A 26,561-nucleotide genomic window follows, 5' to 3' on the forward strand; every position below is an offset into this window, starting at 1 on the left:
AGAGGAGGATTGCTCATGAACCTCGTATTGCTCGGAGCTCCGGGTGCCGGTAAGGGCACCGTCGCACAGGAGCTCGTCGCCGAGTTTGGCGTCGCTCACATTTCCACGGGCGACCTGCTGCGTGCTGCCGTCAAGGGTGGCACCGAGCTTGGTATTCAGGCTAAGAAGTACATGGACGCTGGCGAGCTCGTTCCCGATCAGCTCGTGATCGACCTTGTCAAGGAGCGCCTTGCCGCCGATGACGCCCAGCAGGGCTTCATCCTCGACGGCTTCCCGCGCAACACCGCCCAGGCCGTGACGCTCGATTCCGAGCTCTCCGCCATGGGTCGCGAGATCGACTGCGCCCTTCTGGTCGATGTGGCCCCCGAGGTCATTATCGATCGTCTGTCTTCGCGTCGCACCTGCCGCGCCTGCGGTTACACCGGCACCGCTGCCGATGCTACCTGCCCCAAGTGTGGCGGCGAGATGTATCAGCGCGACGACGACAAGCCCGAGACCATCAAGAACCGTCTCGACGTCTACGAGAAGTCCACGAGTCCGCTCGTCGACTACTATCGTGGCCAGGGTCTGCTCAAGTCGGTCAACGGTGACCAGGCTCGCGAGACCGTGTACGGGGATGTCAAAGAGGCTCTCGGTCTATGATCAAGATTAAGTCTGCAACGCAAATCGAGCAGATGAAGAAGGCAGGAGCGCTATCTAAGATGGCGCTCCGCCACGTTGGAGCCATGGTGCGCCCCGGCGTTTCGACTTTTGAGCTCGATCAGCTCGCGGAGCAGATTATCCGCATGCATGGTGGCATCCCAGCCTTTAAGGGTTACGGCGGGTTTCCCGGAACCATTTGCGCATCGATTAACGATGCCGTGGTACACGGTATTCCCAACCCCGACATGATCCTGCGCGATGGCGATATCATCTCCATCGATACGGGAGCCGTTGTCGACGGTTGGGTCGGCGATAACGCTTGGACGTTTTTCGTCGGCACCCCCACGCCCGAAGCCAAGGCTTTGTGCGAGATCACGCGCGATTGCCTTAAGGCTGCCATCGAGCAGGCTGTTCCCGGTAACCATATCGGGGACGTCGGTTATGCCGTTCAGTCCCTCGCCGAGTCTCACGGTTACGGCGTGCTTCGCGATTATGTGGGCCATGGCATTGGCCGCGTGATGCACGAGGACCCCAACGTTCCTAACTATGGAAAGAAGGGGAGGGGCGTTCGCCTCCAGGCCGGCATGGTCATTGCCATCGAGCCGATGGTTACGATGGGTTCCAACCATGTGAGCACGGGCTCCGACGGTTGGATCGTCACGACCAACGACCACCTGCCCGCCGCGCACTACGAGAACACCGTCGCCATTACCAATGACGGCCCGGTGATTCTCACCACGGATGCGCAAGGTGCTTGGTGTTCGCTCCAAGGCGGAGAAATGTAACAAGTTCCACTTAGTTGTGGAGCCATTACGAAGTTATTACGATGCGTACATACGTGTTGTAGAATACTCAATCGCTGTCGTTTTCTAGAGAAAGATGATTGCTTGTGAAGAAGGAAGACGCAATTGAGCTCGAGGGTACGGTAAAAGAGCCGCTGCCCAACGCCATGTTTAAGGTCGAGCTCGAGAACGGTCATTCGGTTCTGTGCAACATTTCTGGCAAGATCCGAATGAATTACATCCGCATTCTCCCCGGTGACAGGGTTGTCGTGGAGCTTTCCCCGTACGACCTGACCCGCGGCCGCATCACCTATCGCTATAAATAGCGGCACGCATACACGCTCTTTTCCGACTGCAGGCTTAGCTCAACCTACGGTCGGTTTGCGTGTAAAGACCAGCCATAGTTTTAAACGCCTGCGGCTGGGCGAGTAGATAGTAGGGAAGTAGTTTGAGCGCTACCGAAAGGAAGAACGATGAAGGTACGTCCTTCGGTCAAGAAGATGTGCGATAAGTGCAAAATCATTAGGCGCCATGGCAAGGTCCTCGTCATTTGCGAGAACCCCCGTCATAAGCAGCGTCAGGGTTAAGAGAGGAGACTACGTTGGCCCGTATTAATGGTGTCGACCTCCCGCGTGAGAAGCGCGTTGAGATCGGTCTGACCTACATTTACGGCATCGGCCGCACCACTGCGACGAAGATTTGCGTCGAGTGCAACGTTAACGTGGATACGCGCGTTAAGGACCTCACCGAGGATGAGGTTAACGCCATCCGCGATTATATCGATAAGAACCAGATCATGGTTGAGGGCGACCTCCGCCGTGAGCGCAACCAGAACGTCAAGCGCCTTATGGACATCGGCTGCAACCGCGGCCTTCGTCACCGCAAGGGCCTCCCGGTCCGCGGCCAGCGCACCCACACTAACGCTCGTACCCGCAAGGGCCCGAAGCGTCAGATCGGTGCTAAGAAGAAGAAATAAGGAGCGCTAGATAGATGGCTACTGCTAAGAAGAACGTTCGCGCTGCCCGTCTGAAGCGCGCGGACCGTAAGAACATTTCCGTGGGCCAGGCTCACATTCGTTCTACGTTCAACAACACGATCGTTTCGATCACCGATCCCCAGGGCAACGTCATTTCCTGGAAGTCGGCTGGCCAGGTGGGCTTCAAGGGCTCCCGTAAGTCCACGCCGTTCGCTGCCCAGATGGCTGCCGAGGCTGCTGCCAAGCAGGCCATGGAGCACGGTATGAAGAAGGTTTCCGTCTTCGTCAAGGGCCCCGGCTCCGGTCGTGAGACCGCCATCCGCTCCCTCCAGGCTGCTGGCCTCGAGGTCTCGAGCATCCAGGACAAGACCCCCATTCCGCACAACGGCTGCCGCCCCAAGAAGCGTCGCCGCGTGTAACTGAAAGGATCGTATCAATATGGCAATCGACAGGACTCCTGTTCTTAAGCGCTGCCGTCAGCTCGGGATCGATCCCGCTGAGCTCGGTTACAGCAGCAAGAAGGAATCTATCCGTCAGCCCAAGCGCCGTCGCAAGGAATCTGAGTACGGCATGCAGCTGCGCGAGAAGCAGAAGGTCAAGTTCATCTATGGCGTTCTGGAGAAGCAGTTCCACGGCTACTTCAACAAGGCCCGCAAGATGAACGGCGTCACCGGTGAGAACCTCATGATCATCCTTGAGTCTCGCCTCGACAACGTCGTCTTCCGTCTTGGCTTCGCCCGCACCCGCAAAGAGGCTCGTCAGTCCGTCCGTCACGGTCACTTCACCGTGAACGGCAAGCGCGTGGACATCCCGTCCTACCGCGTCAAGGCCGGCGACGTCGTCGCTGTCGGCGAGAAGTTCCGTGACCTCCTCCCCATCAAGGAGGCCCTGATTTCCTCCGAGCGCTTTGAGGTCCCTGGCTGGCTCGAGGTCGATATCGAGAAGCTGTCTGGTAACGTGCTCGCTCTGCCGACGCGTGAGCAGATCAGCGGTGATATCAACGAGCAGCTCATCGTCGAGCTCTACTCTAAGTAGTCCATCCGGGCTGCTGAGGCTGGAGGTAATACATGTCAGAATTCATTAGGCCTCAGGTTCAGGTCGAAGAGATCAACGAGACGTCTGCTCGTGTCTCCGTCGAGCCGCTCGAGCGTGGCTACGGCGATACTCTGGGTAACTCCCTTCGTCGCGTTCTTCTGTCCTCGCTCGAGGGTGCCGCCGTCGAGGCTATTCAGATCGATGGTGCGCAGCACGAGTTCATGACCATCCCTAACATGGTCGAGGATGTCACCGACATCGTCCTGAATGTCAAGGGTCTTGTCTTCAGGGCTCTCGGCACGACCGACGAGGCGACCGCCACCATTTCGGTTGACGGCCCCTGCGAGGTCACCGGTGCGGACTTCTTTATTCCGTCCGAGTTTGAGCTGGTCAACCCCGAGCAGCACATCGCTACGCTCACCGAGGGTGGCCATCTCACCATGAGCATGCGCATCGGCTATGGCCGCGGCTATGTTTCTGGCGAGGCCAACAAGCGCGACAACGATCCCATCGGTGTGATCCACGTCGACTCGCTGTACTCGCCGGTTTCCCGTTGCGCCAAGCTCGTTGAGGCTTGCCGTGTCGGTCAGCACACCGACTACGACCGCCTTGTCCTCGAGATCGAGACCAACGGCTCCATCGCCCCGCGCGACGCCGTGGTCCAGGCTGCCAATATCATCAACCAGCATATGGCCGCCTTTATGAACCTTGCCGAGACCCCCGAGGTCGAGGAGGAGGCTTCGATCTTCGCTCCCGAGGTCACCAACGACAACGCCGAGCTGGACAAGCAGATCGAGGATCTGGACCTTTCCGTCCGTTCCTACAACTGCCTTAAGCGCGCCAGCATTCACTCGGTCCGTCAGCTCGTTGAGTTCTCGGAGAACGATCTGCTCAACATCCGTAACTTCGGTGTTAAGTCGATCGAGGAAGTGAAGGACAAGCTTGAGTCCATGGGCCTGAGCCTGAAGGCTTAATGCTTCGCATATTTGAGGAGAAACTAGACCATGCGTCATAACGTTAAGAAGGGCCTGAAGCTCGGCACCGATGCGAGCCACACCAAGGCCATGAAGAAGAGCCTTGCTAAGGCCCTCTTCGAGAACGACCGCATCAAGACCACCGAGACCCGCGCTAAGGCGCTGCGTTCGGTCGTCGATCCGATCATCACCTGGGCCAAGAAGGGCGACCTGCACTCTCGTCGTCTGGCTATCGCCAAGCTCGGCGATAAGCAGCTCGTTGCCGAGATCTTCGACAAGGCTGCTCAGGGCATGTGGCAGGACCGCAACGGCGGTTACACCCGCATCATGAAGCTCGGTAACCGCAAGGGCGACAACGCTCCCATCGTTATCATGGAGCTCGTCACCGAGCCTTGCACGCCTAAGGCCAAGAAGGCTGCTCCGGCCCCCAAGAAGGCCGCTGCTCCCAAGAAGGTCGAGGCTGCCGAGGAGGCTCCTGCTGAGGAGACCGCTGAGTAGACAATCCGTCTGCATAGGCTATATTCGAGGGGTACGTTCGCGTACCCCTCTTTTTTTGTCGAAATGCCATTGCCTGTTTGTTGGGAGCGTCCATGACCGCGCCGTCTGATTTCAATTCGATTCCCGAGCTCGATGCCACGCTCGTTTTCCGCGTGGCCTACGATGGCTCGTCCTACAGCGGCTTTGCCGAGCAGCCCGGTCAGACGACGGTTGCGGGCGAGCTGCGCCGCGCTATCGAGACGCTCCTGCGCCGTCCGATTGTCCTGACGTGCGCGGGGCGTACCGATGCCGGCGTACATGCCGTGGCTCAGCACATCAGCGTGCCCGTAACGGACGCTGAGCTCGCTTGTACGCGCCGTAGGTGGCTGCGGGCTATGGATGCCCTGCTACCCAAAGATATCGCCATAAACGAGGTCTACAAGGCCCGTAAAGGCTTTTCTGCACGCTTTGATGCGCGTTCACGTACATATACGTACCGTATTGCCGATCGCGACGCGCGTCCTGTGCTCTCACGGGGTGCCGTGTGGTGGCATCGCTATCCCTTGGACGTCGAGGCCATGTCTGCGGCCTGTCCCGCGCTTTTGGGTGAGCAGGACTTTAAGAGCTTTTGCAAGGTTGCCTCGGCCGTTGGCAAGCCCACGCATCGCTGCGTGATGCGTGCCGAGTTTGGCCATGAGGTTGCGTTTGGCGAGGACATCCTGACGTTTACCATCGAGGGCAATGCGTTTCTGCATTCGATGGTCCGCACGATCGTGGGCACGCTTGTCGAGATTGGCATGCATCGCCGTGAACCCGAGTGGATGCGCGAGGTCATCGATGCTTGCGACCGTACCGCTGCGGGCCCCACGGCTCCTGCCTGCGGCCTTACGTTTATGGGCGTGGATTACGATCCCGCCGAGCTTGTCGTGCTCGACTAGGGGAGGGCTCGACGCGTCGTGCGTCGACACCTGTCATCTGTGGGCTGCGCGTGTGCAACATCTGTTCTTGACGTGCAATACAACTGGTGTCTCATTGCTTTTATTGCCGGGGTGTACCATGAACCACGGTTTGATTTATTGCTGTCGAGAGGACGGATAACTTGGTTCGACGTGGCTCGCATCCGCGACTTTCGGTGATCCTTGTGGTAGAAGGTTCGCCCAGCTATGCGATGCGTGCGCTCGAGAGTATCCAGAACCAAGACCTCTACGATTTGCAGATTGTCGTTGTCTGCCGCGATGCTGCGCCTGGTGTGCGCCATTCGCTTCAAGTTGCCGCCGACAGGGACATCCATATTGATTTGATTGACGTCGAGGACGCGAAGCGCGGCGCTTGTCTTCGTGCCGGTTTTGCTGCCTCGCGCGGCTCTCAAATCATCGCCATGAACGCCGATGAGTGGTTTGCTCCGCAGTCTCTTTCCAAGATGGTCGATATCGCGTGCGATACTGCGGCAGACATAGTGCTCCCCACGGTGTCGCTCGACCGCTATGATGCACATCGAGAGCGCCATTCGCGCGTCTTGGATGCTGCTCATATTTCCATTGATAGCAAATCTTCGATGGTGACCGGGCTGTCCCAGTTGATTTTAGGCGGCCTAGTCGTTCAGACCTCTGGCGTGATGTATAGCCGTCCGCTGTTTGAGGCATGCCTTTTGTACGACAAGGCGTTTCGCACAGTTGGGTTTATGGCGTGCTCGCTCTCGCGGGCGCAGCGCGTCTCCGGATGCGGCGACGCTTGTTTCCACGCGGCGGCACCTAAGCTTACAGATGCCTTTGATCCCACCATGTATGCCAAGGTATCCGATGACACCCGGGCGCTCGACGAGCTTACGGACTCACTCTCGGAAGCAGATAGCGGTGGTCGGCTCAAGCTGGCAACCCAAAAGTTCTACTTTGCCGGACTGGTCGCCTGCATCGAGAATTTGTGTCTGAGCCCGCATGGGGTGTCGTCAATCGAGCGTTCCGCCCGTATGCGTGATATGCTCGAGGCGCCTCGAACCCGTCAGATGGTCGCCGCGCTCAAGGATAACCATCGGGGGCTCGGTCTGTTGTTTGGGCCGATCGCCAGCGCCAAGCCCGCGCGCTGCGTGATGTGTACGCATCTGGCAGCTTTTCTTAACCGGACGGGCGCAAAAACCGCCTAAACGGCTCATCTCGAAACAAATTTGCATAGAATTGTTTCGAGATGCGTTCTTATACACAAAAGCCTTCAAATAGCGTTAAACTATTCAATCACTGATTGATTGTCTCCGCCATCTTTTGGAGAGAGGGTTTGTATGGCTAAAAAACGCAATGGGCGCCAGGATGCCATTAGAGATATCGTGCGCAATAAGGACGTCCGCACGCAGCGCGTGCTGGTCGATGAGCTCCGCGCTATGGGCTTTGATTGCACGCAGGCGACTGTCTCTCGCGATATTGCCGATATGGGGCTGCGTAAGCTCCCTGAGGGCATCTATGTTCTGGCAGAGGACCTGCACCTGCAGCGTATGGTTTCCGAGCTCGTAACGGGCGTTCTGCGCACCGATAATCTGGTTATGATCAAGGCTCAGCCTGGCACGGCTTCCGGCATCGCCGCCGCCGTTGATGCGGCAGAGCTGCCCGATGTGCTTGGCTCGCTTGCCGGCAACGATACGATTTTGGTTATTGCCCAGACGGCCGAGGACGGCGAGCGTCTTGAGGCGCTGATCAATAAGCTGAGCAATTCTCGCAAGTAGGCGTGCGGGTCGTGCGCTCGGCACTGTGTGCGTGACATAGTGGCTTGTAAGGGGTATCGACGTTGGTCGGTACCCCCTTTTTTGTTTGCCGGTATAAAGACCGCCCACCAGGTCGCTTTAAACTAAAAGGCCCCCGAGCAGTTTAATAAGCTGCTCGGGGGCCTTGTTGCTTATGGCCGGATGATTTCTAGCCGACCGTATCGTCAGGCGTGGGCGAGGGGTCGGGAGTGGGCGTAGGCGTAGGCGTAGGCGTAGGCGTAGGCGTGCCGCCATCGCCGCCGGTCGAACCACCAGTTGAGCCGCCCGTCGAGCCACCGGTCGTACCGGTGCCGCCGGTGGTGTCGCCACCCGTGGTCTCGGTGGTCGTGGTCGTCGTGGTAGTCGTTGTGGTAGTTTCCTCTTCGTCCTCGTTCTCGTCCTTGTCGTCGTTCTCCGTCTTCTTGGCGTTGTTGGTGCCGTAGAACTTCCAGACGCTGTTGTTCTTGTAGGTGGGCGCCGTTCCGGTCGCAAACTCCTCGCGCTCGGTACCGGTCAGAACGGTGTTCATAAACCGCTTAAAGACAGGCAGGTTGGTGCTGTCGCCCAGCAGGTCCGTGCCGTATTTTTGGATGGGGATCTCACCTGCGGAATAGCCGGTCCACAGGGCGCACGCCAGCTGCGGGGTATAGCCGCAGAACCACAGGTTGGTGGTGTTGTCAGTGGTGCCCGTTTTGCCGGCATAGGGCTGGTTGACGCTCAAGGCGCCGGCAGCACCCGTACCGCTGCCCTGCATGACGCCGGACAGAACATCGGTGACCGCGGCGGCCTCGCCCTCGGTAAGCACCTGTGAGGGATTGTCCGTGTGCTGGTACAGCACCGAACCGGTACGAGAGTCAATCTCGGTGATGGCGATCGGCTGGCGATAGTAGCCGCCGTTGGCAAACGTCGCGTAGGCGGCGGCCATCTCGAGCGGCGAGATCGAGCCGGTGCCGAGCGTCATGACGGGAACGTCCTCGATGTTGTCCTTGGCGGGATCGATGCCGAGCTTTTTGACGAGCGAGATGATCTTGCTGTTGCCGACGGCTTCCGCCACCTGGATGTAGCCGGTGTTGGAGGAGTATGCCGTCGCCTGCTTAAGCGTGATGTTGCCATAGCTATGGTTGGCGTAGTTTTGGACCTCGGTCGTGGTGCCCTTGGCCTTGAGCGGCGAGTTGCAGTTGAGGGTGACGTTGGGGTTCATGCCGTTTTGGATGGCAGTTGCCAGCGTAAAGGCCTTAAAGGTGGAGCCGACGGGACGCTTGGCCGTGGCATGGTTTACGTGGTTCTCGTCGGCGTTGTAGTCATAGCCGCCCACCATGCACTTGATGTAGCCGGTCTTGGGGTCGACGACGACCATGCCCATGTCCAGGCCGTCGAGCGAGAGCGTGTCGAGCTGCTCGCGGACGGCATTCTCTGCCACCTGCTGCATCGTGGGGTCGATGGTGGTCTTGACGGTCAAGCCGCCCTTAAAGAGCACGTCGGTCGAGAACTCCTGCTCCAGCAGCTGCTTAACATAGGCGACAAAGTAGGGCTGCGAGTATACGTCGACGCCGCTGCCCGAGATTTCGGTCACGTTGAGGGTGATGGGCTCGGCCTGTGCGGCATCGTGCTCCTCCTGCGTAATGTGGCCCAGGCGCAGCATGTTGTCGAGGACCTTGTTGCGACGGGACAGCGCCAGGTCGGGGTTGACCGTGGGGTCGTACTGCGAGGGCGAGTTGGGAAGGCCGATCAACAGCGCGGCCTCGCTCAGGGTGAGGTCTGCGGCGCTCTTGGACAGGTAGGTCTCGGCGGCGGCCTCAATACCGTAGGCGCCGTGACCGTAATAGATGGTGTTGAGGTACATCATGAGGATCTCGTCTTTGGAGTACATATCCTCCATCTTGACGGCGATGTAGGCCTCGCGCACTTTACGCTCGATGGTCGAGTCGAACTGCTCCTCCTGCAGGATGGTGTTGCGCACCAGCTGCTGGGTGATAGTCGAGGCGCCTTCGTGTCCGCCGCCGAGGGTTGCCACCGCAGCACGCGCGATACCCCACAGGTCGATACCGCCGTGCTCGTAGAAGCGCTCGTCCTCGACGTCAACGGTGCCCTGCAGCACGTAGGGGGAGACCTCGTCCTTGGTGATGGACTTGCGGTTTTGCGTGTAGAAGCTCGCGATCTTGTTGCCGTTGCAGTCGACGATCTCGGTGGGCTCGCTCACCAGATACGCGTTGGCGTCGGTGTAGTCGGGCAGATCGGACAGCCAGCGGTTGACGTTGCCGACCATGCCGATGCCAAATGCCACGCCCGCAATCAGCAGAAAGCCCAAAAACGAGAGCAGGATTATGGGCAGGGCATGCGTCTTTGAACGGCTGCGTCCCTGTCGTTGGCGAGGACCCATATATTGACCTCCAGGTATGTCGTGCCGGACGGTGGATGTGCCGTCGGGGCAGGATGGACATAAGTTATTACACGATAAACCAAACGGGGCGCGCGAGGCCTCGTGTATGCTGGAAGACGGCATTTTTCAGAGTGAATGCATACCTTGGTAAGGAGTTTGTCGATGGCGATTCGGACGATGGGGCCGAGCGAACAACACAAGGCTGGATTGGATGCTGCCGGTGCGGCGCTGCCCGAGCTGCTGGCGCCGGCGGGCGGACTCGACCAGATGCTTGCGGCCATCGCCGCGGGTGCCGATGCCATCTATGCGGGGTTGGGCGGCTTTAACGCCCGCGTGAGCGCGCACGGTTTTACCGATGACGAGTTTGCGCGCGGCTGCGCCGTGGCGCATGTCCATGGCGTGCGTGTGTACGTAACGCTCAACGTGTTCGTGTTTGACGATGAGTTGTCCGACGCGGTGGCGTTGGGAGCTCATGCACTGGAGCTGGGCGCCGATGCTCTGATTGTCGCCGATGCCGGGCTGGCCTGTGCGCTGCGCGCGGCGATTCCCGGGGTCGAGATTCACCTGTCCACGCAGGCGGGCGCTCATAGCGAGAGCGCCGTGCGGCTTGCCGCCGATGAGCTTGGGGTCGAGCGCGTGACGACGGCGCGCGAGCTGACGGTCGACGAGATTGCGGCTCTATGTGCCACGGGCGTGCCCATCGAGGTATTCTGCCACGGTGCGATTTGCATCGGATATTCGGGGGCGTGCGAGTTCTCGGCCCTGCGGCGTGGGCGCTCGGCGATGCGCGGCGACTGCACGCAGCCGTGCCGTCTGGCGTACGACCTGGTGGACGAGGCGGGACAGAGTGTTGTCGCCGTCGAGGGAGATCGCCTGCTGTGCCCGCGCGACTATCTGGGTATTGCGCATCTGCCCGAGCTTGTAGATGCCGGCGTGGCGTCGCTCAAGATCGAGGGGCGCATGAAGAACCCCGATTACGTATTCAACGTGGTGCGGGTGTGGCGCCGGGCGCTCGATATGCTGTGCGACGGCGCGTGGGACCCCGGTGCCGTGGAAGAGCTTGAACGCGAGCTGGGCCGGTCGTTCAACCGTGGGTTTACCGACGCGTATCTGCGGGGGCGTTCGGGCGCCGAGCTTATGAGCTTTGAGCGTGCGATCAACCAAGGTGTGCGCGTGGGACGCCTGGTGGCCGTTGGCCACGAGGAAGTGACCGTTGAGCTCGACGCCGCCGTGGCGGCGGGTGACACGCTCGAGATTCGGTTCTATCCGGGTGTCGACGCGCGTCCCGATGTGCCCAAGCGCTGGCCGCAGGTGCCCTGCCCGGTGGATGCAGCAGCGGGGAAGCGCATCGTCGTGCATTGCAAGCGTAAGGTGGACGCGGGCTGCGAGGTGTACCTGATTCGCAGCGCCGGCGTGTTGGATCAGACGGCGGCGGTGTTGGAGCGCATGCGGGCCGAGGCGGATGCGATTGCGCCCGTTGAGCGTGCCGTTGAAGTGCTGCCCTTTGAGGGCGTTGCGGTGGATGGCGGTGCATCGACGGAGTTGGTGGAGTGCGCGGTTCCCACTCGCATGGTTTTTGCTTGGCAGCTGATGGATGCCGACCCGCGCGGAGAACTCGATTTGTCCGACGTCGTTGTGGTGCTTGACGAGGTGTGCCGCGCGAGTGACGCTGACTGGACCCGCTCACTGATGCAGCGTGCCGGGCGCGCCGTCTGCCGCAACCTGGGACAGGTGGTGATCGCTCGCGAGCTGGGCGTGACGTTTGACGTGGCGGCGCCGGTGTTCTGCGCGAATCGGGCCACGCTTACCTGGCTGCGCGGACTCGGTGCGGGGCGGGTGTACTTGCCGGCCGAGTTGCTCGGCAATGATGCGGAGCGTATTGCCGAACTGGCTGCTGAACCCGGCGTCTTGGGTCCGGTCGACGCCGACCGTCCCGAGCTTATGGTGTGCGAGCACTGCCTGCTGACCGCCGAGGGCGTCTGCGCCACCGATGCGACGGGACAGGTCCGTTGCCGCGACTGCTTGCGTCGTCGGCAGGTACGCTATCTGGTCGAGCGTGACGGTACACGTCTGCCAGTTGCCATCGACGCATGCGGCAGGACGAGGATTTTCCTGTCGTAGGTGCCGCGTCGCGTCAGTTTGTTATCATATGAGAGTTTATGGACTTCCAGCACCGCCGTTTTCGGCGAGGGTGCTATAGCAAAAGGAGGATACCCAATGCTGTCTGTTGACGAGCAAATGCGTATTATCACCTCGGGCGCCGCGCAGATCGTCCCCGAGGCCGACCTTCGCAAGAAGCTTGAGAAGGGCGAGCCCCTCAACATCAAGCTCGGCGTCGATCCCACCAGCCCCGACCTGCACCTGGGCCATGCCGTGCCGCTGCGCAAGATGCGTCAGTTCCAGGACCTGGGCCACAACGTCACCCTCATCATCGGCAACGGTACCGCGCTGATTGGCGATCCCTCGGGCAAGAACTCCACCCGTCCGCAGCTTTCGCAGGAGCAGATCGAGGCCAATGCTGAGACCTACGTGAGCCAGGCCATGAAAATCCTGGATCCCGAGAAGACCACCATCGTGCACAACGGCGATTGGATTCTTTCGATGGATCTCGCCGGTCTGCTGCAGGTGTGCTCCAAGTTCACCGTCGCCCGTATTCTCGAGCGCGACGACTTTACCAAGCGCTACCAGTCTCAGACGCCGATCGCCCTGCATGAGTTCCTGTATCCCGTGATGCAGGCTTTCGACTCCGTGCAGATCAAGGCCGACGTGGAGATGGGCGGCACCGACCAGCTCTTCAACCTGCTCGCTGGTCGCGAACTCATGGAGAAGATGGGCATGGAGCCGCAGATCGCGCTTACCATGCCGCTGCTCGAGGGCACCGATGGCGTACGCAAGATGTCCAAGTCCTATGGCAACTACATCGGCCTGACCGATGCTCCCAAGGATATGTTCGGCAAGACCATGTCCATCCCCGACGAGATGATCGGCAAGTACTATCGTCTTGCCAGCTCGCTCACCCCGGCCGAGGTCGACATGATCGACGCTGCCCTGGCCGACGGTTCCGCCGATCCCTATGAGCTCAAGCGCGCTCTGGGCCGCGACCTGTGCGACACCTACCACGGCGCCGGTGCCGGCGACGAGGCTCAGGCCGAGTTCGACCGCGTGTTCAAGGAGGGCCAGCTTGCCGACTTCCCCGAGAAGCATGTCGAGCTGACCGTCAACGACGAGGGCCAGATCTACCTCGCAGGCCTGCTCAAGGACCTGGGCCTTTCGGCCAGCGCCGGCCAGGCCCGTCGCGACATCGACGGCGGCGGCGTCAAGATCAACGGCAAGGCCGTGGCTCCCAAGAGCTACAACATCGACCCGAGCGCCCTCAAGCTGGGCGACACCCTCTCCGTAGGCAAGCGCAAGGGCTTTAAGTTGGTCTAACGAGCGAGTTGACCTCACAAGTGCAATAAGGCCGCAGCCGGGAATCCCGACTGCGGCCTTTTTTGGCACTTGGGGACGTTCCTTTTGTGCCGGCACTTTGGGACACTCCTTGTCATTGGTGCAAAGCAACCTCTCCTCATTGCACCAAGTGGCGTGTGCCGTTAAGCGGAGAGGCGTATTGTTGACCCATCGTTTGGGCATACAATGGCTATTGGTCTGCTGCGGTGAAGGTCTGTCCGCTCCGCAGCTTTTTTCTACGGTTAAAGGAGTATGTATGTCCGTTGAGGTCATGAGGTCTGTGATCGAGGCCGCCGAGGGCCGCGTGCCCGTCGACACGCTGTTTATCAATGCGCAGATTGTCGACGTGTATGGCCAGCGTGTGGCGCCCGGCAGCGTTGCCGTCAAGGACGGTGTGATCGTCGGCGTGCTCTACGATGGTCGCGACGATGCCGCCGGCACCTACGAGGCTGCCGAGGTCATTGACTGCCAGGGCCGCTATCTCGCCCCCGGCTTTATCGACGGACATCTGCACATTGAGTCCTCGAACATCCGTCCCGCCGAGTATGCGCGCATGGCGGCGACGCGCGGTACCACCACCGCCATTGCCGACAGCCACGAGATCGCCAACGTGGCGGGGCTCGACGGCCTGCGCTTTATGATCGAGGACGGTCGCCGCGCGCCCATTTCCATCAAGTACATGATGCCCTCATGCGTGCCCGCGCTGCCCGATGAGCAAGCGGGCGCTGTGATTACCGCTGCTGACATGCAGGCGTTTTTTTCCGAGCATCCGGGCGACGTTTTTGGCCTGGGCGAGATGATGAACCTGCCGGGCGTCTTTATGGCCGATCCCGAGACCTGCGCTCGCATCGATGCTGCCAACCAGACGCCGTCCAAGCAGGTCGACGGCCATGCGCCGCTCGTTGCCGGCAAGGACCTCAATGCCTATGCCGCGGCGGGTATTATTGCCGACCACGAGTCGACGATTCCCGAGGAGGCGCTCGACAAGCTGTCTCGCGGCATGTACGTGATGCTGCGCGAGGGTACGTGCAGCCATGATCTGGCCAACCTGTCGCCGATGCTGCTGGAGAATCCCGCGCGCGCCCGCCGCTGCTGCTTTGCGACTGACGACCGCGCTCCTTCCGATGCGCTTGCAACCGGCATGATCGACAATGCCTGCCGCGTGGCGATTGAGGCCGGTATCGACCCCGTGGTCGCTATCTCTATGGCGTCCCTCTCCACGGCCGAGGCGTTTGGCCTGGATCACGGCTGCCGCGACCCGCACGAGCTCCGCGGTGCGATTGCCCCGGGCAAGCGTGCCGACCTGCTGGTGCTCAATGACCTGACGTTTGCCACGGCTCCGCATCGTGTATATGCCGCCGGTGCCCTGGTGGCGCAGGACGGCACCTTTGTGGGCGAGATCGCACCCGAGATGGCCGAGGTTGCGGCCCTTGCCGATGAGCTGCGCGCCTCCGTTAAGCTGCCGAAGCTTTCGCTCGACGTATTCGACTATGCCTTTAAGCCGGGCGAGGCCGTGATTGACGTGGTGCCGGGCAAGGCCATCACGGGCATGGTTCGTCCCGAGAGCGCCGAGGGCCTGCGCCGTATTATGCTGATCGAGCGCCACGGCCGCGGCGTGTCGCTGCAGGCCGAGGGCGCCGACGGTGACGGCCCCGCTGGCCTGGGACTCGTTGGCAAGCATATCGGCCGCGGCTGGGTGCGCGGCTTTACCATCACGGGTGGTGCCATCGCCTCGACGATCGGACACGACTCGCACAACGTGTGCGTCGTGGGCGACAACGCCGCCGATATGATGGCCGCCGTTGATGCCGTGGGCCAGGGCGGTCACGTGCTGGTGCGCAACGGCGAGGTCGTGGCGCGCATTCCGCTGGCGCTCGGTGGCCTGATGAGCGAGGGCACGGCCGAGGATGTCGCCGCGCAGCACGACGACTTTATGGTCAAGGCGCGTGCCATGGGCATCGAGCCGCCGCTCGACCCCATCATGGGCATCATTTTCCTGCCCCTGCCGGTGATCCCGACGCTCCGCATCCGCCCCGAGGGCATGTTCGACGTCACGACCTTCACCTACGCCGACTAGTCATCGGGGACGTTCTTAAACGACTAGTCGTCGGGGTGGCGTGTCGCCTGACGCCGCGACCGTGAGACCTCTGGCATGTGTGAGCTATTTGCTAGGTCCTTGTAACGTTTACGCCCGCAGAGTCTTATTTGAGCTCCCTTTGGGTACGTTGGAATTGGATATACGTCCGATTCCATCAAGCCCGAAGGGAGCTTTTCTATGTTTAAACTGATTGCATCCGATATGGACGGCACGTTGCTTGACGAAAACGGCCAGGTGCCTCCCGAGACCTACGAACTGATTCTGGCGCTACACGAGCATGGCGTGCATTTCGCCGCATCGTCAGGCCGTCGTTACGACCGCCTGTGCGAGTTCTTTGCACCTGTTCGCGACAAGATGGACTTTGTCGCCGCTAACGGCGCCCAGGTCTACGCCGACGGTAAGATGGTAGACCGCGAGGTGTATTCGCACCTGGCGATTCGAAGGCTCGCCCAGGCCGTCGCGACGTTTCCCAATCTGCATCTTGCACTTTTTGACCGAACCAAGTCCTTCTTGCTCGATGACGAGTGCAAGTTCGTGCGTGAGGTCGATAAGGACCTTCCCAATGCCGAGCGCATTTGGGAGCTGCCCGATCCCAGCGTAAATATCATCAAGGCGAGTATCTTTTGCGATGACGGTGCCGTTATGGACAGCGCTTACGTACTACAGCGCGAACTTGGGCAGCTCTTTACTTTTGCGCCTTCGGGCAATGCGTGGATCGACGCCATGCAGCCCGGCGTGTCGAAGGCCTCGGGCATCGCACAGCTCGCGGAGCATTACGGCATTGGTCGCGACGAGGTCATGGCGTTTGGCGACTCGATGAACGACTACGAGATCATTCGCTTTGTCGGCACGGGCTGCGCGATGGAAAATGCGCGCCCCGCGCTCAAGGCGGTGGCCGATCGCGTGGTGGGTTGTAACCGTGACCACGCCGTCCAACGTGAACTCCGTCGCGTGCTGGAGAGTTTCTCCTAATCCGGCAGATGGGGACGTTCTTTTTCTGCCGGCAGTGGGGGACAGTCCTTGCAGCTTTTTGCGAAGAGTGTCCCCAGTGACTAGTCGTTTAAGAACGTCCCCAGTGACTGACCAATGACTAAGCGAGGGCGGCCATGATGGTGCGGGCGACGCCGTCGTGGTCGTTGTCGTATTCGGTGATGGCATCGGCGGCCTCGCGGTCTTCGGACTCGGCGTTGATCATTGCCATGCCGTGGCCCGCTGCCTGCAGCATGGGGATGTCGTTGATGTTGTCGCCGAACGCCCAGGCGTCGGCGAGACGCTCGCCCAGGTGGTCGCATAGCCACGTGAGAGCCGTCCCCTTGGTGGTGCCCTCACCCATGACCTCGATATTCATGGCGTAAGAACGCGTGACCTCAATGCCTCCGAGCGTGTCGAGCGCCGCCGCGATGGCGTCGCGATCGGCCGGGTCGTGCCAGTACATGGCGATGCGTTCAAGTGTCTCGACCTCGTCGATCTTGCTGTCGATATCCATGTCGATCGGTGTTCGTGTGCGCTTGAGCGAAGCCGCGATGTGGGGGTCGCCGCCGCAGAATTCGTCCAGGCGCGTGTAGAGCGAGCGGGGGAGGAAGCACTGCCCGTCCGCGAAGATATCGAAGGTCACATCGTGGCCGGCTGCAATGCTATGGACGCGGTGGGCGATGGCGCGGTCGAGCGGACGGCTCAAGATGCACGTGGCGCGCGAGGCGTCGGTGGGCGTATCCTCGTCGAGCTGCCAGACGCTGGCGCCGTTGGCACAGACCGCGTAGTGCACGGCGGGATGGGCGAGAATGGGCTCAAAGATGCCCGACAGCGGACGCCCCGTGCAGGGAACAAACTCGATGCCACGACGTGCGAGCTCGTCGAGCATTGCCCAAGTGGCATCGCTCATCTGCTTATCACTCGTCAGCAGTGTTCCATCCATATCGGAAAACACAATCATTTGATGCAGCCCTTTCTACTGGCATAAAAAGCGTGGCCGAGGGCGGTGATGCCCTGGCCACGCTCGGGTTCTATAACGGTCCGCGTCCTAGCGATCGGCGAGCGGCTTGTACTCCAGCGGCTCGATAACCGGGCGATACGCGGGGCGAATAATGCGGTGCGCGCAGAAGAGCTCTTCCATGCGGTGTGCCGACCAGCCGGCCATGCGGGCGACGGCGAATAGCGGCGTAAAAAGCGTCTCGGGTACGCCGAGCATCTTGTAGATAAAGCCTGTGTACAGGTCGATGTTGGCGCAGATAGGCTTGGTCATGCCGTGGTCGCGCATCACCTGCGGTGCCAGGCGCTCGATGCGCTCGATGAGTGCGAACTCTTCGCCCAAGTCCTTCTTGGCTGCCAGTGAGCGCGCGTAACGGCGGCAGACCTCGGCGCGCGGGTCGCTGAGCGTATAGACGGCGTGGCCCATGCCGTAGATGAGGCCCGTGCCGTCGAAGGCCTGCTTGTCGAGGATCTTGCCCAGGTAGGCCGCGACCTCGTCCTCGTCCTCCCAGTTGGAGACATGCGCGCGGATGTCCTCGTGCATAGACACGACCTTGGCATTGGCGCCGCCGTGGCGCGGGCCCTTGAGCGAGCCGATAGCCGCGGCGTAGGCGGAATACGGGTCGGTGGCCGAAGACGACAGCACGCGGCAAGCGAAGGTGGAGTTGTTGCCGCCGCCGTGCTCGGCATGCAGCATGAGCATAACGTCGAGCAGCATCGCCTCATCGCGGGTGAACGCCATGCCGCCGCGCAGGACCTGTAGGATGGTCTCGGCGGTGGAGAGACCGGGCGTGGGGTGCGGCACGTGAACCTCGGAGCCGCGAAGCTTGGCGACCGAGGCCATGTGTGCGAAGGCGGCAATGCGCGGGAGACGTGCGAGCATGGAAATGGCGACGTCGATTTCGTGCTCGCACGTGATCACGTCTGGTTCGGCATCGAAGGCGTAGAGCAGCAGTACGGCGCGCTGGAGCACGTTCATGATGCTCGACGACACCGTGGTCATAGGGAACTCTTTAACGTACTCGTCGCTTAGATGTCTAAAGGCGCCCAGGCGCTCGCAAAAGCCGTCGAGCTCTTCCTTGTTGGGCAGCGAACCCGTGATAAGCAGATAGGCGACTTCCTCGTAGCCGTAGCGATTCTCGGCCTGGGCATTGTTGACCAGATCCTCGATGCTGTAGCCGCGAAGCGTGAGCTTGCCCTGATCGGGCACGACCTTTCCGTCGACCTTGTTGTAGCCGTGCACATCCGAGATACGAGTGAGGCCCGCGACCACGCCCGAGCCGTCGGCATTGCGCAGGCCGCGCTTGACGTTGTGCTCTACGAAAAGGTCCTCGTCGTACGGGGCGGTCGGCAGGCCGTGGTAGAGGCTTTCGCTTTCAGACGAAATCTGGCGGCTTGCTTCGTAATCCAGAACCAGTCGGCTCAAGTGGTCATCGAAGCGGTAATAGATTTTCTTGGCGTCGTAGGCCATGCGCGCTCCTCTCCGGGCCGCTTTGGGGCCGCGCGCTTGGACGATATGACGTCAAGCTGCCCCGAGCGGCTTGTTCGCTACAGGCGGTACATAAAGTTAAAGACGTCCTCGCGCTGAATGGACACGTTGACGCCCGAAAGCTCGCCTGCCTCGGCCAGGGCCTTCTGCAACTCGGCGAAGTCGAGCTTGGACTCGGCGGTGTCGGCCAGCATGGTCATGGTGAAGATGTCCTCGATAATGGACTGCGTGATGTCGCGGATGTCGACGTTGGCCTCGCCTAGGACACGGGTGACGCCGGCGACGATGCCGGGGCGGTTCTTGCCAAGGACGGTGATGACGATACGGGAGGACGAGATCTCGGCCATGGGAAACCCTTTCGCGTGATTGCGGCGCGCGCGGGGCGCTCCGCTACGGTACAGTGTTCATCATTGTACCTGTCTGGCGCAAAAAAGGCGCGCTCGCTGCGGCGTTACATGCCTGCAACATGGGTGAAGGGGCGACAGGGTGCGTGTCCGCTGCGGTTGGCCACGCCGCGTTGCACAAAGACCGTGAACCTTTTGTGGGACGCGCGGCGCCGTGGTACCATAGCCAAGTTTGTTGTCTTGGTCGGAAACCAAGACGCCTTATGCGCTGATCGGTAACCAGCGCCTGACCAATAAGGAGTCCTACCATGAAGCAGGGTATCCATCCCCAGTATGTCGAGTGCACGGTGACGTGCTCCTGCGGCAACACCTTCAAGACGCACGCTACCGTGTCCGAGATGAAGGTCGAGCTTTGCAACGAGTGCCACCCGTTCTACACCGGCCAGCAGAAGTTCGTCGACACCGGTGGACGCGTCCAGCGCTTCGCCGACAAGTTCGGTGGCGCCGCTGCCGCCCAGCTCAAGAAGGCCGAGGAGGCCAAGGCTGCCAAGGCCGCCAAGGCTGCTGAGGCCGAGGCCGCTCGCAAGGCTGCCGCTGAGGCTAAGGCTGCCGAGAAGGCTAAGCGTGCTGCTAAGTTTGCCGAGGAGGCTGCCAAGCAGGCCGCCGAGGCTCCCGCAGAGGCTCCCGTCGAGGAGGCCGCTGCCGAGGCCGAGACCACCGAGGCTGCTGAGTAAATAGCTCGCCGCGGAATCACTCGCATTCATGGCATGAGGGCCGTGCATCCATTTGGGTGCGCGGCCCTTTTTCTTTTTATTGGTGCAAACCAACCTGCCCCCAGATTGGTGCGAAGGGGACAGGTTTGCTTGCACCAAATGGCAGAGAGGCGGCGTTTGGCCAGATAAAACCTGCCAAAATTAACCTGTCCCATTGTGGCAGGTTGGTCGTAGTTATTACGTGGCGGTCGAGGTCGACTGTATAGGCCGCGCCTTGTTTGGCTAAAGTACAATCATCTGTGTTTAACTCGCCCGCAGCTGCACGGCGTGGGCGATGGCCAAAAAGGAAAACCACATGGGATTCATGTCAAAGCTGCTGTCCTTTGGATCCGATAAGGACCTTAAGCGCTACTACAAGATCGTCGACCAGATCAACGGTCTTGAGCCCCAGTTTGAGAAGATGACCGAGGAGGAGCTCCGCGGCCAGACCGATAAGTTCCGCGAGCGTTACGCCAATGGCGAGTCGCTCGACGACATGCTCCCCGAGGCCTTTGCCACCGTGCGTGAGGCTTCCAAGCGCACCATGGGTATGCGCCACTTTGACGTGCAGCTCATTGGCGCCATGGCACTGCACGAGGGCCACATCGCCGAGATGAAGACCGGCGAAGGTAAGACCCTCGTCTCCACCTTGGCCGGCTATCTCAACGCTATTGCCGGCAAGGGCGTGCACGTCGTTACTGTCAATGATTACCTTGCCAAGCGTGACTCCGAGTGGATGGGCCGCATCTATAAGTACCTGGGTATGACCGTCGGTCTGCTCCAGAACAACATGCCGCTCGAGCTCAAGCGCCCGGCCTACCAGGCCGACGTCACCTACGGCACTAACTCCGAGTTCGGCTTTGATTACCTGCGCGACAACATGGTTACCCGTCCCGAGCAGCGCGTGCAGCGCGGCCACAACTACGCCATCGTCGACGAGGTTGACTCCATCCTGATCGATGAGGCCCGCACCCCGCTGATCATCTCGGGCGCTGGCACCAAGTCCGCCAGTACCTACAAGGACTTCGCGCGTGCCGTGCGTGGCCTTGAGCGCGGCGAGGACGTGTCGCACGACATGCTCACCGCTACCGAGGACGTGGAGCCCACGGGCGACTATGTCATGGACGAGGCCAAGCACACCATTGCCGCCACCGAGCGCGGCCTTAAGAAAATCGAGCGCCGCCTGGGTATCGATGACATCTATGCCGATCTCTCCGGCCAGCTGGTCAACCACCTGCAGCAAGCGCTGAAGGCGCAGTACATGTTCCACCGCGATAAGCAGTACGTGGTCACCAACGGCGAGGTCAAGATCGTCGACGAGTTCACCGGCCGCATTATGGAAGGCCGCCGTTATTCCGAGGGCCTGCACCAGGCCATCGAGGCCAAAGAGGGCGTTCTCGTACGCGAGGAGAACCAGACCCTGGCCACCATTACCCTGCAGAACTACTTCCGTCTGTACGATAAGCTCTCCGGCATGACCGGCACGGCACTTACCGAGGATGCCGAGTTCCGCGAGATCTACAAGCTGCCCGTCGAGGTCATCCCCTCCAACAAGCCCGTGCAGCGCGTGGATCACGAGGACCTGGTGTACCGCACCATTCAGGCCAAGTACAACGCCGTCGCCGACGATGTGGAGCGTCGTCACGCCAAGGGCCAGCCGGTCCTAGTGGGCACCGTTTCCATCGAGAGCTCCGAGAAGCTGTCCGCTGCCCTTACCAAGCGCGGCATCGCACACGAGGTCCTCAACGCCAAGCACCATGAGCGCGAGGCCCACATCGTTGCCCAGGCCGGACGCTACGGCGCCGTGACCATCGCCACCAACATGGCCGGTCGTGGTACCGACATCCTGCTGGGCGGCAACCCCGACGAGCTGGTGCGCGAGCGCCTGGAGTACGAGGGCCTGACCATGGAGGGCGTGACGCCCGAGCAGCTCGAGCAGTTTAACGCCGAGGCAAAGGAGACCTGCAAGGCCGAGCGCGAGCGCGTGCTTGCCGCCGGCGGCCTGACCGTTATCGGCACCGAGCGCCATGAGTCCCGCCGTATCGACAACCAGCTGCGTGGCCGTTCCGGCCGTCAGGGCGATCCGGGCGAGACCCAGTTCTACTTGTCGCTCGAGGACGACCTCATGCGCCTGTTCGGCGGCGACAAGATGGACCGCGTCTCCAAGATGATGGTCACGGCCGACATGGGCGACGACATGCCCATCCAGCACAAGATCATCTCCAAGGCCGTCGAGAGCGCTCAGCACAAGGTCGAGAGCATCAACTTCTCCATGCGCAAGAGCGTCCTTGAGTACGACGACGTCATGAACAAGCAGCGCCAGGTCATCTATGCCGAGCGCAATAAGATTCTGGACGGCAAGGACCTGACCGACCACATCACCGAGGTCATGCACGATACCGTCTACCGTTGCGTGCAGGAGTTCTGCACCAAGGACAGTCACGATGGTGAGCGCGACCTGGAGGGCCTGCGCAAGTGGGTTGTGGAGCTCACCGGCCACATCGATACGCCGAAGTTCCCCGACGAGGATTATGAGGCCCTGGCTGCCGATGTCCTGGCTTACGTAGAGAAGTGCTACAACATGAAGGCCGAGCGCTTGGGCGAGGACCTGATGCGCGAGCTCAACACCCAGGTCATGCTGCGCGTCATCGATACCCGCTGGATGAACTACCTGCAGGAGATGGACTACCTCAAGACCGGCATCGGCCTGCGCGGCTTTGGCCAGCGCGACCCGCTGGTTGAGTACAAGACCGAGGCCTACGGCGCGTTCCAGATACTCGTCGATACCATGTATGAGGATTACCTGCGCACGGTTCTGCGCATCGAGATCAAGGCTGCCCCGCGTGCCGTGGAGCACAAGGAGGAGCCCGCGCTCGAGGGTGCGCGCTTCTCCGGTCCTGCCGAGGTCGATGGTGACAACGGCGATTCGGTGCTGCGCAAGCAGGCACAGGTGCAGGCCCGCACGGCTGTCCAGGGTGGTCCGGCTGCCGTCAACAACGGTGGCAAGGTGACCACCTATCGCAAGTCCGAGAGCGACGATCCGTACGTCAACGTGGGCCGCAACGACCCGTGCCCCTGCGGTAGCGGCAAGAAGTTTAAGTACTGCCACGGCAGGAATCGTTAATGGCTGAGGCTTTAGAGGTAACGCCCGCCGAGCTGGACGCGTTCGCGGACCGGCTCGGTGAGGTCGAGTCGTATCTCCATTTGGACGAAAAGCGCACGCGCGTGACCGAGCTCGAGGCCAAAAGTGTTGCCCCTGGCTTTTGGGATGACGCCGACGCCGCCCGTGCCACCATGGAGGAGATCGCGCGTACCAAGGAAGATATCGCTGCCGTGGACACCGCGCGCGGCGAGCTTTCCGATGCCCGCGCTGCGCTGGAGCTTGCCGAGGAGATGGGGGATGACCCCGACGCCGTCGCCCTTCGCGAGGAGGCTACAGCCACGGCTGAGCGCCTGGCCCGGGCCATCGATGAGCTTGAGCTTTCGAGCTGGTTTACCGGTGAGTTCGATCACGGCGATGCCATTGTGACCATCAAGCCCGGACAGGGTGGTCTGGAGGCCCAGGACTGGACCTTCATGCTCTTTAAGATGTACATGAAGTACTGCCAGCGTCGCGGCTGGAAGGTCACCATCAACGACTGTCCCGCGGCCGAGGTCATCGGCATTGACCGCGCGACCTTTACCGTCGAGGGCAAGGACGCATTTGGCATGCTGCGCGCCGAGGCCGGCGTCCACCGCTTGGTTCGCATTAGCCCCACCGACGACAAGAAGCGCCGCCAGACCACGTTTGCCGGCGTCGAGGTCATCCCCGTGCTACCCGATGATATCGACATCGAGATCAGTCCCGATGACATCCGCGTGGACGTGTACCACGCGAGCGGCCCGGGCGGTCAGGGCGTCAACACCACCGACTCCGCCGTGCGCGTGACGCATTTCCCCAGCGGCATTGTGGTCACCTGCCAAAACGAGCGCAGCCAGATCCAGAACAAGGCCGCGTGCATGCAGATCCTCAAGGCTCGCCTGTACGAGATTGAGCTCGAGAAGCGTGCCGAGGCGCTCGATGAGATTCGCGGACCCAAGACCACGATTGGTTTTGGCAACCAGATCCGCAGCTACGTGCTCTACCCGTACCAGATGGTCAAGGACCTACGCACGGGCGTGGAGACCAGCAACGTCGAGGCTGTTCTTGACGATGGCGACCTGGACCCGTTTGTTATTGGCTACCATCGCTGGGCTACCGGCAACGCCGATGCAGAAGGCTCGGAGGTCTAAAACATCGGGTGGCTTCAAGCCGATGCCAAGCCCAACGGTTGGACGGGTTTGTATCCAGAATAAACCCTGCGCAGGGGTGGTTTTTGTCCGGCGAATCGGTAGAATCGAATACAAGAAGAAGTTCAAAGCGCATCCGATGGGGTGCGCTTTTTTGAGGGAGGCAGCATGGCATATCGTCTGGACATCAAGCGCATTCTTTCGATGAACTTCTTTCACGACCTGCCCCAGATCATGTTGGGGTGTGCCTTGGCCGCTATTGCGACCGACCTGTTTTTGATTCCCAACGGCCTTGCTGCCGGTGGCGTTACGGGCCTTGCCACCATTATCCAGGCGGTCGGCGCATCGCGTGGCCTATCGCTTCCCGTTGGTATTCAGACGATCGTGATGAACGCCTTGCTGTTGCTGGTCGTTATGCGCGAGGGCGGCATGTTCTACGTGGTGCAGACCGCGACGGGCTTTGTGCTGCTGGGCTTCTTTACCGATCTGTTCGCCCCGTTTGTAGCACCTCTGGCGGATGCGGACCTGATGCTCCCTGCCATGTGGGGCGGCATTATTACGGGCATCGGTTACGGCATGGTGTTGCGCGCCGGCGCCAACACCGGCGGCTCGGACACGATTGGCCAAATCATCTCGCGTAACACCTCGCTGCCGGTGGGCTCGACCGTCATGGCGATCGATGTTGCCGTATGCGCGCTGTCGGCTCCGGTCTTTTCAATCGAAAACGCACTATATGCAGGCCTTTCGATGGTCATTAGCGGCTACGTGATCGATGCCGTGGTCGATGGTGGCAACAAACGCCGTATGGTACTCATCATCTCGGACAAGTTCCCTGATATCGCTGCCGATATCATGTATGGCCTGGGTCGTGGTTGTACCAAGTTTAAGGCGACTGGCATGTATTCGGGTGCCGAGAAGCCGGTGATTATGGTCATCGTGAGCCGTCGAGAGCTCAATACCCTCAAGACGATCGTGCGCGAGCGCGATCCTCACGCCATTGTGACGGTCGCTGACGTTACGGAAGCCTTCGGTGAGGGATTCAAGGACATTAGCGCGTAGACTGAATTTCGGCTTGCGGACATGATCCGTTTTCCTCCGTCCCCAAGGGATCAGGTGATCCGTAGGGGACGGAGGGAAACGGATCATTTTTGTGCCGGGGCGAGAGGCAGCTGCCGCATCCAAAAGACGTTCACATTGGTAAACCGTTTCATCAGCGGTTCTGCCTGCTCAATTGTTCAAATAATGATAAAAAGTCTGGTAAAGCCATCAGTTTCCAGCATAATAAATGACGTACGTGCATTGCGGCTGTGTTGGGACTACCTTTCCGTGCCGTGCGCATTTTGTCTAATGAGGATGAAAGGAAGGCACAATGAGCGACGAAGAGCTCAAAAAGGTTGCCAACGAGGTAAGGAAGGGCATCGTCACCGGCGTGCACGCTGCCAAGTCCGGCCATCCGGGCGGTTCGCTCGGCGCTGCCGACATCATGACCTATCTGTACTTTGAGGAAATGAACGTCGACCCGGCCGACCCCCGCAAGGCCGATCGCGACCGTTTTGTGCTCTCCAAGGGCCATTGCGCTCCGGGCCTGTACGCCGTGCTCGCCGAGCGTGGGTTCTTCCCCAAGGAGGATCTCGAGACGCTGCGCCATATCGGCAGCCACCTGCAGGGTCACCCCAACATGAACGACACCCCGGGCGTCGATATGTCCACCGGTTCGCTCGGCCAGGGCATCTCCGCCGCCGTGGGCATGGCTGTTGCCGCCAAGCACTGGGGCGATACTTACCGCACGTACGCCCTGCTGGGCGATGGCGAGAGTGAGGAGGGTCAGGTCTGGGAGGCCGCCATGTTTGCCGGCAACCAGCAGCTCGACAACCTCTGCGTGATCGTCGACCACAACGGCCTGCAGATCGACGGTCCCGTCGAGGAGGTCAACGACCCCATGCCGCTCGCCGACAAGTTCCGCGCCTTTAAGTTCCATGTGGTGGAGCTCGCCGACGGCAACGACTTCGATCAGATCCGCGCCGCCTTTGCCGAGGCCCGCGCCACCAAGGGTCAGCCGACCGCCATTATCGCCGAGACCATGAAGGGCAAGGGCGTTTCCTTTATGGAGAACCAGGTGGGTTGGCACGGCAAGGCCCCCAACGATGAACAGTTTGAGCAGGCCATGGCAGAGCTCACGGCCGCCGGAGAGGAGCTCTAG

The 26,561-nt window shown here is 60.9% G+C and carries 25 protein-coding genes; 21 read left to right on the plus strand and 4 right to left on the minus strand.

Annotated features, from left to right (window positions below):
* The first annotated feature begins 15 nt into the window (after nucleotides 1–15).
* The 12 genes from GPK39_RS04765 (at nucleotide 16) to GPK39_RS04820 (ending at nucleotide 7,596) form a co-directional block, all read left to right on the plus strand.
* Nucleotides 16–642, plus strand: a complete 627-nt coding sequence (locus tag GPK39_RS04765; RefSeq protein WP_006235269.1) for an adenylate kinase — start codon at nucleotides 16–18, stop codon at nucleotides 640–642.
* A complete protein-coding gene (gene map / locus GPK39_RS04770) occupies nucleotides 639–1,427 on the plus strand; it encodes a type I methionyl aminopeptidase (RefSeq protein ID WP_195503615.1) in 789 nt (262 codons plus the stop codon). The genes GPK39_RS04765 and map overlap by 4 nt, the downstream gene beginning before the upstream one ends.
* Nucleotides 1,428–1,531: 104 nt before the next feature.
* Nucleotides 1,532–1,750: a translation initiation factor IF-1 gene (gene infA / locus GPK39_RS04775; protein ID WP_035137443.1), complete on the plus strand. Its 219-nt coding sequence runs from the start codon at nucleotides 1,532–1,534 to the stop codon at nucleotides 1,748–1,750.
* A gap of 147 nt (nucleotides 1,751–1,897) precedes the next feature.
* Nucleotides 1,898–2,011: a 50S ribosomal protein L36 gene (gene rpmJ, locus GPK39_RS04780; RefSeq protein ID WP_006363204.1), complete on the plus strand. Its 114-nt coding sequence runs from the start codon at nucleotides 1,898–1,900 to the stop codon at nucleotides 2,009–2,011.
* A 14-nt stretch (nucleotides 2,012–2,025) separates the two neighbouring features.
* Nucleotides 2,026–2,400, plus strand: coding sequence for a 30S ribosomal protein S13 (gene rpsM / locus GPK39_RS04785; RefSeq protein WP_022094275.1), 375 nt, complete (start codon nucleotides 2,026–2,028; stop codon nucleotides 2,398–2,400).
* A 14-nt stretch (nucleotides 2,401–2,414) separates the two neighbouring features.
* Nucleotides 2,415–2,819, plus strand: a complete 405-nt coding sequence (rpsK, locus tag GPK39_RS04790; protein WP_006235274.1) for a 30S ribosomal protein S11 — start codon at nucleotides 2,415–2,417, stop codon at nucleotides 2,817–2,819.
* 19 nt (nucleotides 2,820–2,838) lie between these two features.
* The gene (gene rpsD / locus GPK39_RS04795; protein ID WP_006235275.1) at nucleotides 2,839–3,435 is read left to right on the plus strand and encodes a 30S ribosomal protein S4; all 597 of its coding nucleotides are present in this window, start codon (nucleotides 2,839–2,841) and stop codon (nucleotides 3,433–3,435) included.
* 32 nt (nucleotides 3,436–3,467) lie between these two features.
* Nucleotides 3,468–4,409 carry a DNA-directed RNA polymerase subunit alpha gene (locus GPK39_RS04800; RefSeq protein ID WP_006235276.1) on the plus strand — a complete coding sequence of 314 codons (942 nt, stop codon included), beginning with the start codon at nucleotides 3,468–3,470 and terminating at the stop codon, nucleotides 4,407–4,409.
* 30 nt (nucleotides 4,410–4,439) lie between these two features.
* Nucleotides 4,440–4,907 (plus strand): 50S ribosomal protein L17, encoded by a 468-nt coding sequence (gene rplQ / locus GPK39_RS04805; protein ID WP_055287451.1) that lies wholly within the window; start codon nucleotides 4,440–4,442, stop codon nucleotides 4,905–4,907.
* A gap of 92 nt (nucleotides 4,908–4,999) precedes the next feature.
* Nucleotides 5,000–5,824, plus strand: coding sequence for a tRNA pseudouridine(38-40) synthase TruA (gene truA, locus GPK39_RS04810; RefSeq protein WP_215674077.1), 825 nt, complete (start codon nucleotides 5,000–5,002; stop codon nucleotides 5,822–5,824).
* 203 nt (nucleotides 5,825–6,027) lie between these two features.
* The gene (locus tag GPK39_RS04815; RefSeq protein ID WP_195503618.1) at nucleotides 6,028–7,026 is read left to right on the plus strand and encodes a glycosyltransferase family 2 protein; all 999 of its coding nucleotides are present in this window, start codon (nucleotides 6,028–6,030) and stop codon (nucleotides 7,024–7,026) included.
* Between the two features lie 132 nt (nucleotides 7,027–7,158).
* Nucleotides 7,159–7,596, plus strand: coding sequence for an arginine repressor (locus tag GPK39_RS04820; RefSeq protein ID WP_006235280.1), 438 nt, complete (start codon nucleotides 7,159–7,161; stop codon nucleotides 7,594–7,596).
* A 187-nt stretch (nucleotides 7,597–7,783) separates the two neighbouring features.
* Here GPK39_RS04820 and GPK39_RS04825 read toward each other — a convergent pair whose 3' ends face one another.
* Nucleotides 7,784–9,994: a transglycosylase domain-containing protein gene (locus GPK39_RS04825; protein ID WP_195503619.1), complete on the minus strand. Its 2,211-nt coding sequence runs from the start codon at nucleotides 9,992–9,994 to the stop codon at nucleotides 7,784–7,786.
* Nucleotides 9,995–10,156: 162 nt separating this feature from the next.
* On the opposite strand from GPK39_RS04825, the gene GPK39_RS04830 reads away from it, so the two are divergent.
* The 4 genes from GPK39_RS04830 (at nucleotide 10,157) to GPK39_RS04845 (ending at nucleotide 16,511) form a co-directional block, all read left to right on the plus strand.
* Complete coding sequence (locus tag GPK39_RS04830; protein ID WP_215674080.1) at nucleotides 10,157–12,115, plus strand: U32 family peptidase; 1,959 nt, start codon at nucleotides 10,157–10,159, stop codon at nucleotides 12,113–12,115.
* Nucleotides 12,116–12,211: 96 nt separating this feature from the next.
* Nucleotides 12,212–13,423 (plus strand): tyrosine--tRNA ligase, encoded by a 1,212-nt coding sequence (tyrS, locus tag GPK39_RS04835; protein ID WP_215674082.1) that lies wholly within the window; start codon nucleotides 12,212–12,214, stop codon nucleotides 13,421–13,423.
* A 274-nt stretch (nucleotides 13,424–13,697) separates the two neighbouring features.
* Nucleotides 13,698–15,518, plus strand: coding sequence for an adenine deaminase (locus GPK39_RS04840; RefSeq protein ID WP_215674085.1), 1,821 nt, complete (start codon nucleotides 13,698–13,700; stop codon nucleotides 15,516–15,518).
* Nucleotides 15,519–15,716: 198 nt separating this feature from the next.
* Entirely contained in the window at nucleotides 15,717–16,511 is a 795-nt protein-coding gene (locus tag GPK39_RS04845; protein ID WP_215674087.1) for a Cof-type HAD-IIB family hydrolase, read from the plus strand.
* A 118-nt stretch (nucleotides 16,512–16,629) separates the two neighbouring features.
* Here GPK39_RS04845 and GPK39_RS04850 read toward each other — a convergent pair whose 3' ends face one another.
* The 3 genes from GPK39_RS04850 to GPK39_RS04860 all read right to left on the minus strand — a co-directional run bounded on the left by GPK39_RS04850 (nucleotide 16,630) and on the right by GPK39_RS04860 (nucleotide 19,343).
* Nucleotides 16,630–17,472, minus strand: coding sequence for a Cof-type HAD-IIB family hydrolase (locus tag GPK39_RS04850; protein ID WP_215674090.1), 843 nt, complete (start codon nucleotides 17,470–17,472; stop codon nucleotides 16,630–16,632).
* Between the two features lie 87 nt (nucleotides 17,473–17,559).
* Entirely contained in the window at nucleotides 17,560–18,978 is a 1,419-nt protein-coding gene (locus tag GPK39_RS04855) for a citrate synthase (protein ID WP_215674092.1), read from the minus strand.
* 77 nt (nucleotides 18,979–19,055) lie between these two features.
* Entirely contained in the window at nucleotides 19,056–19,343 is a 288-nt protein-coding gene (locus GPK39_RS04860) for an ACT domain-containing protein (protein ID WP_006235289.1), read from the minus strand.
* Nucleotides 19,344–19,648: 305 nt separating this feature from the next.
* On the opposite strand from GPK39_RS04860, the gene rpmE reads away from it, so the two are divergent.
* From rpmE to GPK39_RS04885, 5 genes are all read left to right on the plus strand, one after another.
* Nucleotides 19,649–20,074 carry a 50S ribosomal protein L31 gene (gene rpmE / locus GPK39_RS04865; RefSeq protein WP_006235303.1) on the plus strand — a complete coding sequence of 142 codons (426 nt, stop codon included), beginning with the start codon at nucleotides 19,649–19,651 and terminating at the stop codon, nucleotides 20,072–20,074.
* Nucleotides 20,075–20,408: 334 nt separating this feature from the next.
* Nucleotides 20,409–23,216: a preprotein translocase subunit SecA gene (gene secA / locus GPK39_RS04870; protein ID WP_215674094.1), complete on the plus strand. Its 2,808-nt coding sequence runs from the start codon at nucleotides 20,409–20,411 to the stop codon at nucleotides 23,214–23,216.
* Complete coding sequence (prfB, locus tag GPK39_RS04875; protein ID WP_161159997.1) at nucleotides 23,216–24,364, plus strand: peptide chain release factor 2; 1,149 nt, start codon at nucleotides 23,216–23,218, stop codon at nucleotides 24,362–24,364. The genes secA and prfB overlap by 1 nt, the downstream gene beginning before the upstream one ends.
* Before the next feature lie 165 nt (nucleotides 24,365–24,529).
* Nucleotides 24,530–25,420 carry a YitT family protein gene (locus tag GPK39_RS04880; RefSeq protein WP_035137417.1) on the plus strand — a complete coding sequence of 297 codons (891 nt, stop codon included), beginning with the start codon at nucleotides 24,530–24,532 and terminating at the stop codon, nucleotides 25,418–25,420.
* 310 nt (nucleotides 25,421–25,730) lie between these two features.
* The gene (locus tag GPK39_RS04885) at nucleotides 25,731–26,561 is read left to right on the plus strand and encodes a transketolase (protein WP_006235308.1); all 831 of its coding nucleotides are present in this window, start codon (nucleotides 25,731–25,733) and stop codon (nucleotides 26,559–26,561) included.

This window comes from Collinsella aerofaciens, assembly GCF_018785245.1.
GTDB lineage: Bacteria > Actinomycetota > Coriobacteriia > Coriobacteriales > Coriobacteriaceae > Collinsella > Collinsella aerofaciens_AD.

What these genes read in the sequence shown, in the direction of transcription:
- GPK39_RS04825 (WP_195503619.1), bottom strand. Translation starts at nt 9,994, where the DNA reads ATGGGTCCTCGCCAACGACAGGGACGCAGCCGTTCAAAGACGCATGCC.
- rpsD (WP_006235275.1), top strand. Translation starts at nt 2,839, where the DNA reads ATGGCAATCGACAGGACTCCTGTTCTTAAGCGCTGCCGTCAGCTCGGG.
- GPK39_RS04885 (WP_006235308.1), top strand. Translation starts at nt 25,731, where the DNA reads ATGAGCGACGAAGAGCTCAAAAAGGTTGCCAACGAGGTAAGGAAGGGC.
- GPK39_RS04800 (WP_006235276.1), top strand. Translation starts at nt 3,468, where the DNA reads ATGTCAGAATTCATTAGGCCTCAGGTTCAGGTCGAAGAGATCAACGAG.
- map (WP_195503615.1), top strand. Translation starts at nt 639, where the DNA reads ATGATCAAGATTAAGTCTGCAACGCAAATCGAGCAGATGAAGAAGGCA.
- GPK39_RS04880 (WP_035137417.1), top strand. Translation starts at nt 24,530, where the DNA reads ATGGCATATCGTCTGGACATCAAGCGCATTCTTTCGATGAACTTCTTT.
- secA (WP_215674094.1), top strand. Translation starts at nt 20,409, where the DNA reads ATGGGATTCATGTCAAAGCTGCTGTCCTTTGGATCCGATAAGGACCTT.
- GPK39_RS04855 (WP_215674092.1), bottom strand. Translation starts at nt 18,978, where the DNA reads ATGGCCTACGACGCCAAGAAAATCTATTACCGCTTCGATGACCACTTG.
- GPK39_RS04765 (WP_006235269.1), top strand. Translation starts at nt 16, where the DNA reads ATGAACCTCGTATTGCTCGGAGCTCCGGGTGCCGGTAAGGGCACCGTC.
- GPK39_RS04840 (WP_215674085.1), top strand. Translation starts at nt 13,698, where the DNA reads ATGTCCGTTGAGGTCATGAGGTCTGTGATCGAGGCCGCCGAGGGCCGC.
- rpmJ (WP_006363204.1), top strand. Translation starts at nt 1,898, where the DNA reads ATGAAGGTACGTCCTTCGGTCAAGAAGATGTGCGATAAGTGCAAAATC.
- GPK39_RS04845 (WP_215674087.1), top strand. Translation starts at nt 15,717, where the DNA reads ATGTTTAAACTGATTGCATCCGATATGGACGGCACGTTGCTTGACGAA.
- tyrS (WP_215674082.1), top strand. Translation starts at nt 12,212, where the DNA reads ATGCTGTCTGTTGACGAGCAAATGCGTATTATCACCTCGGGCGCCGCG.
- rplQ (WP_055287451.1), top strand. Translation starts at nt 4,440, where the DNA reads ATGCGTCATAACGTTAAGAAGGGCCTGAAGCTCGGCACCGATGCGAGC.
- GPK39_RS04820 (WP_006235280.1), top strand. Translation starts at nt 7,159, where the DNA reads ATGGCTAAAAAACGCAATGGGCGCCAGGATGCCATTAGAGATATCGTG.
- prfB (WP_161159997.1), top strand. Translation starts at nt 23,216, where the DNA reads ATGGCTGAGGCTTTAGAGGTAACGCCCGCCGAGCTGGACGCGTTCGCG.
- GPK39_RS04830 (WP_215674080.1), top strand. Translation starts at nt 10,157, where the DNA reads ATGGCGATTCGGACGATGGGGCCGAGCGAACAACACAAGGCTGGATTG.
- GPK39_RS04860 (WP_006235289.1), bottom strand. Translation starts at nt 19,343, where the DNA reads ATGGCCGAGATCTCGTCCTCCCGTATCGTCATCACCGTCCTTGGCAAG.
- GPK39_RS04850 (WP_215674090.1), bottom strand. Translation starts at nt 17,472, where the DNA reads ATGATTGTGTTTTCCGATATGGATGGAACACTGCTGACGAGTGATAAG.
- truA (WP_215674077.1), top strand. Translation starts at nt 5,000, where the DNA reads ATGACCGCGCCGTCTGATTTCAATTCGATTCCCGAGCTCGATGCCACG.
- rpmE (WP_006235303.1), top strand. Translation starts at nt 19,649, where the DNA reads ATGAAGCAGGGTATCCATCCCCAGTATGTCGAGTGCACGGTGACGTGC.
- rpsK (WP_006235274.1), top strand. Translation starts at nt 2,415, where the DNA reads ATGGCTACTGCTAAGAAGAACGTTCGCGCTGCCCGTCTGAAGCGCGCG.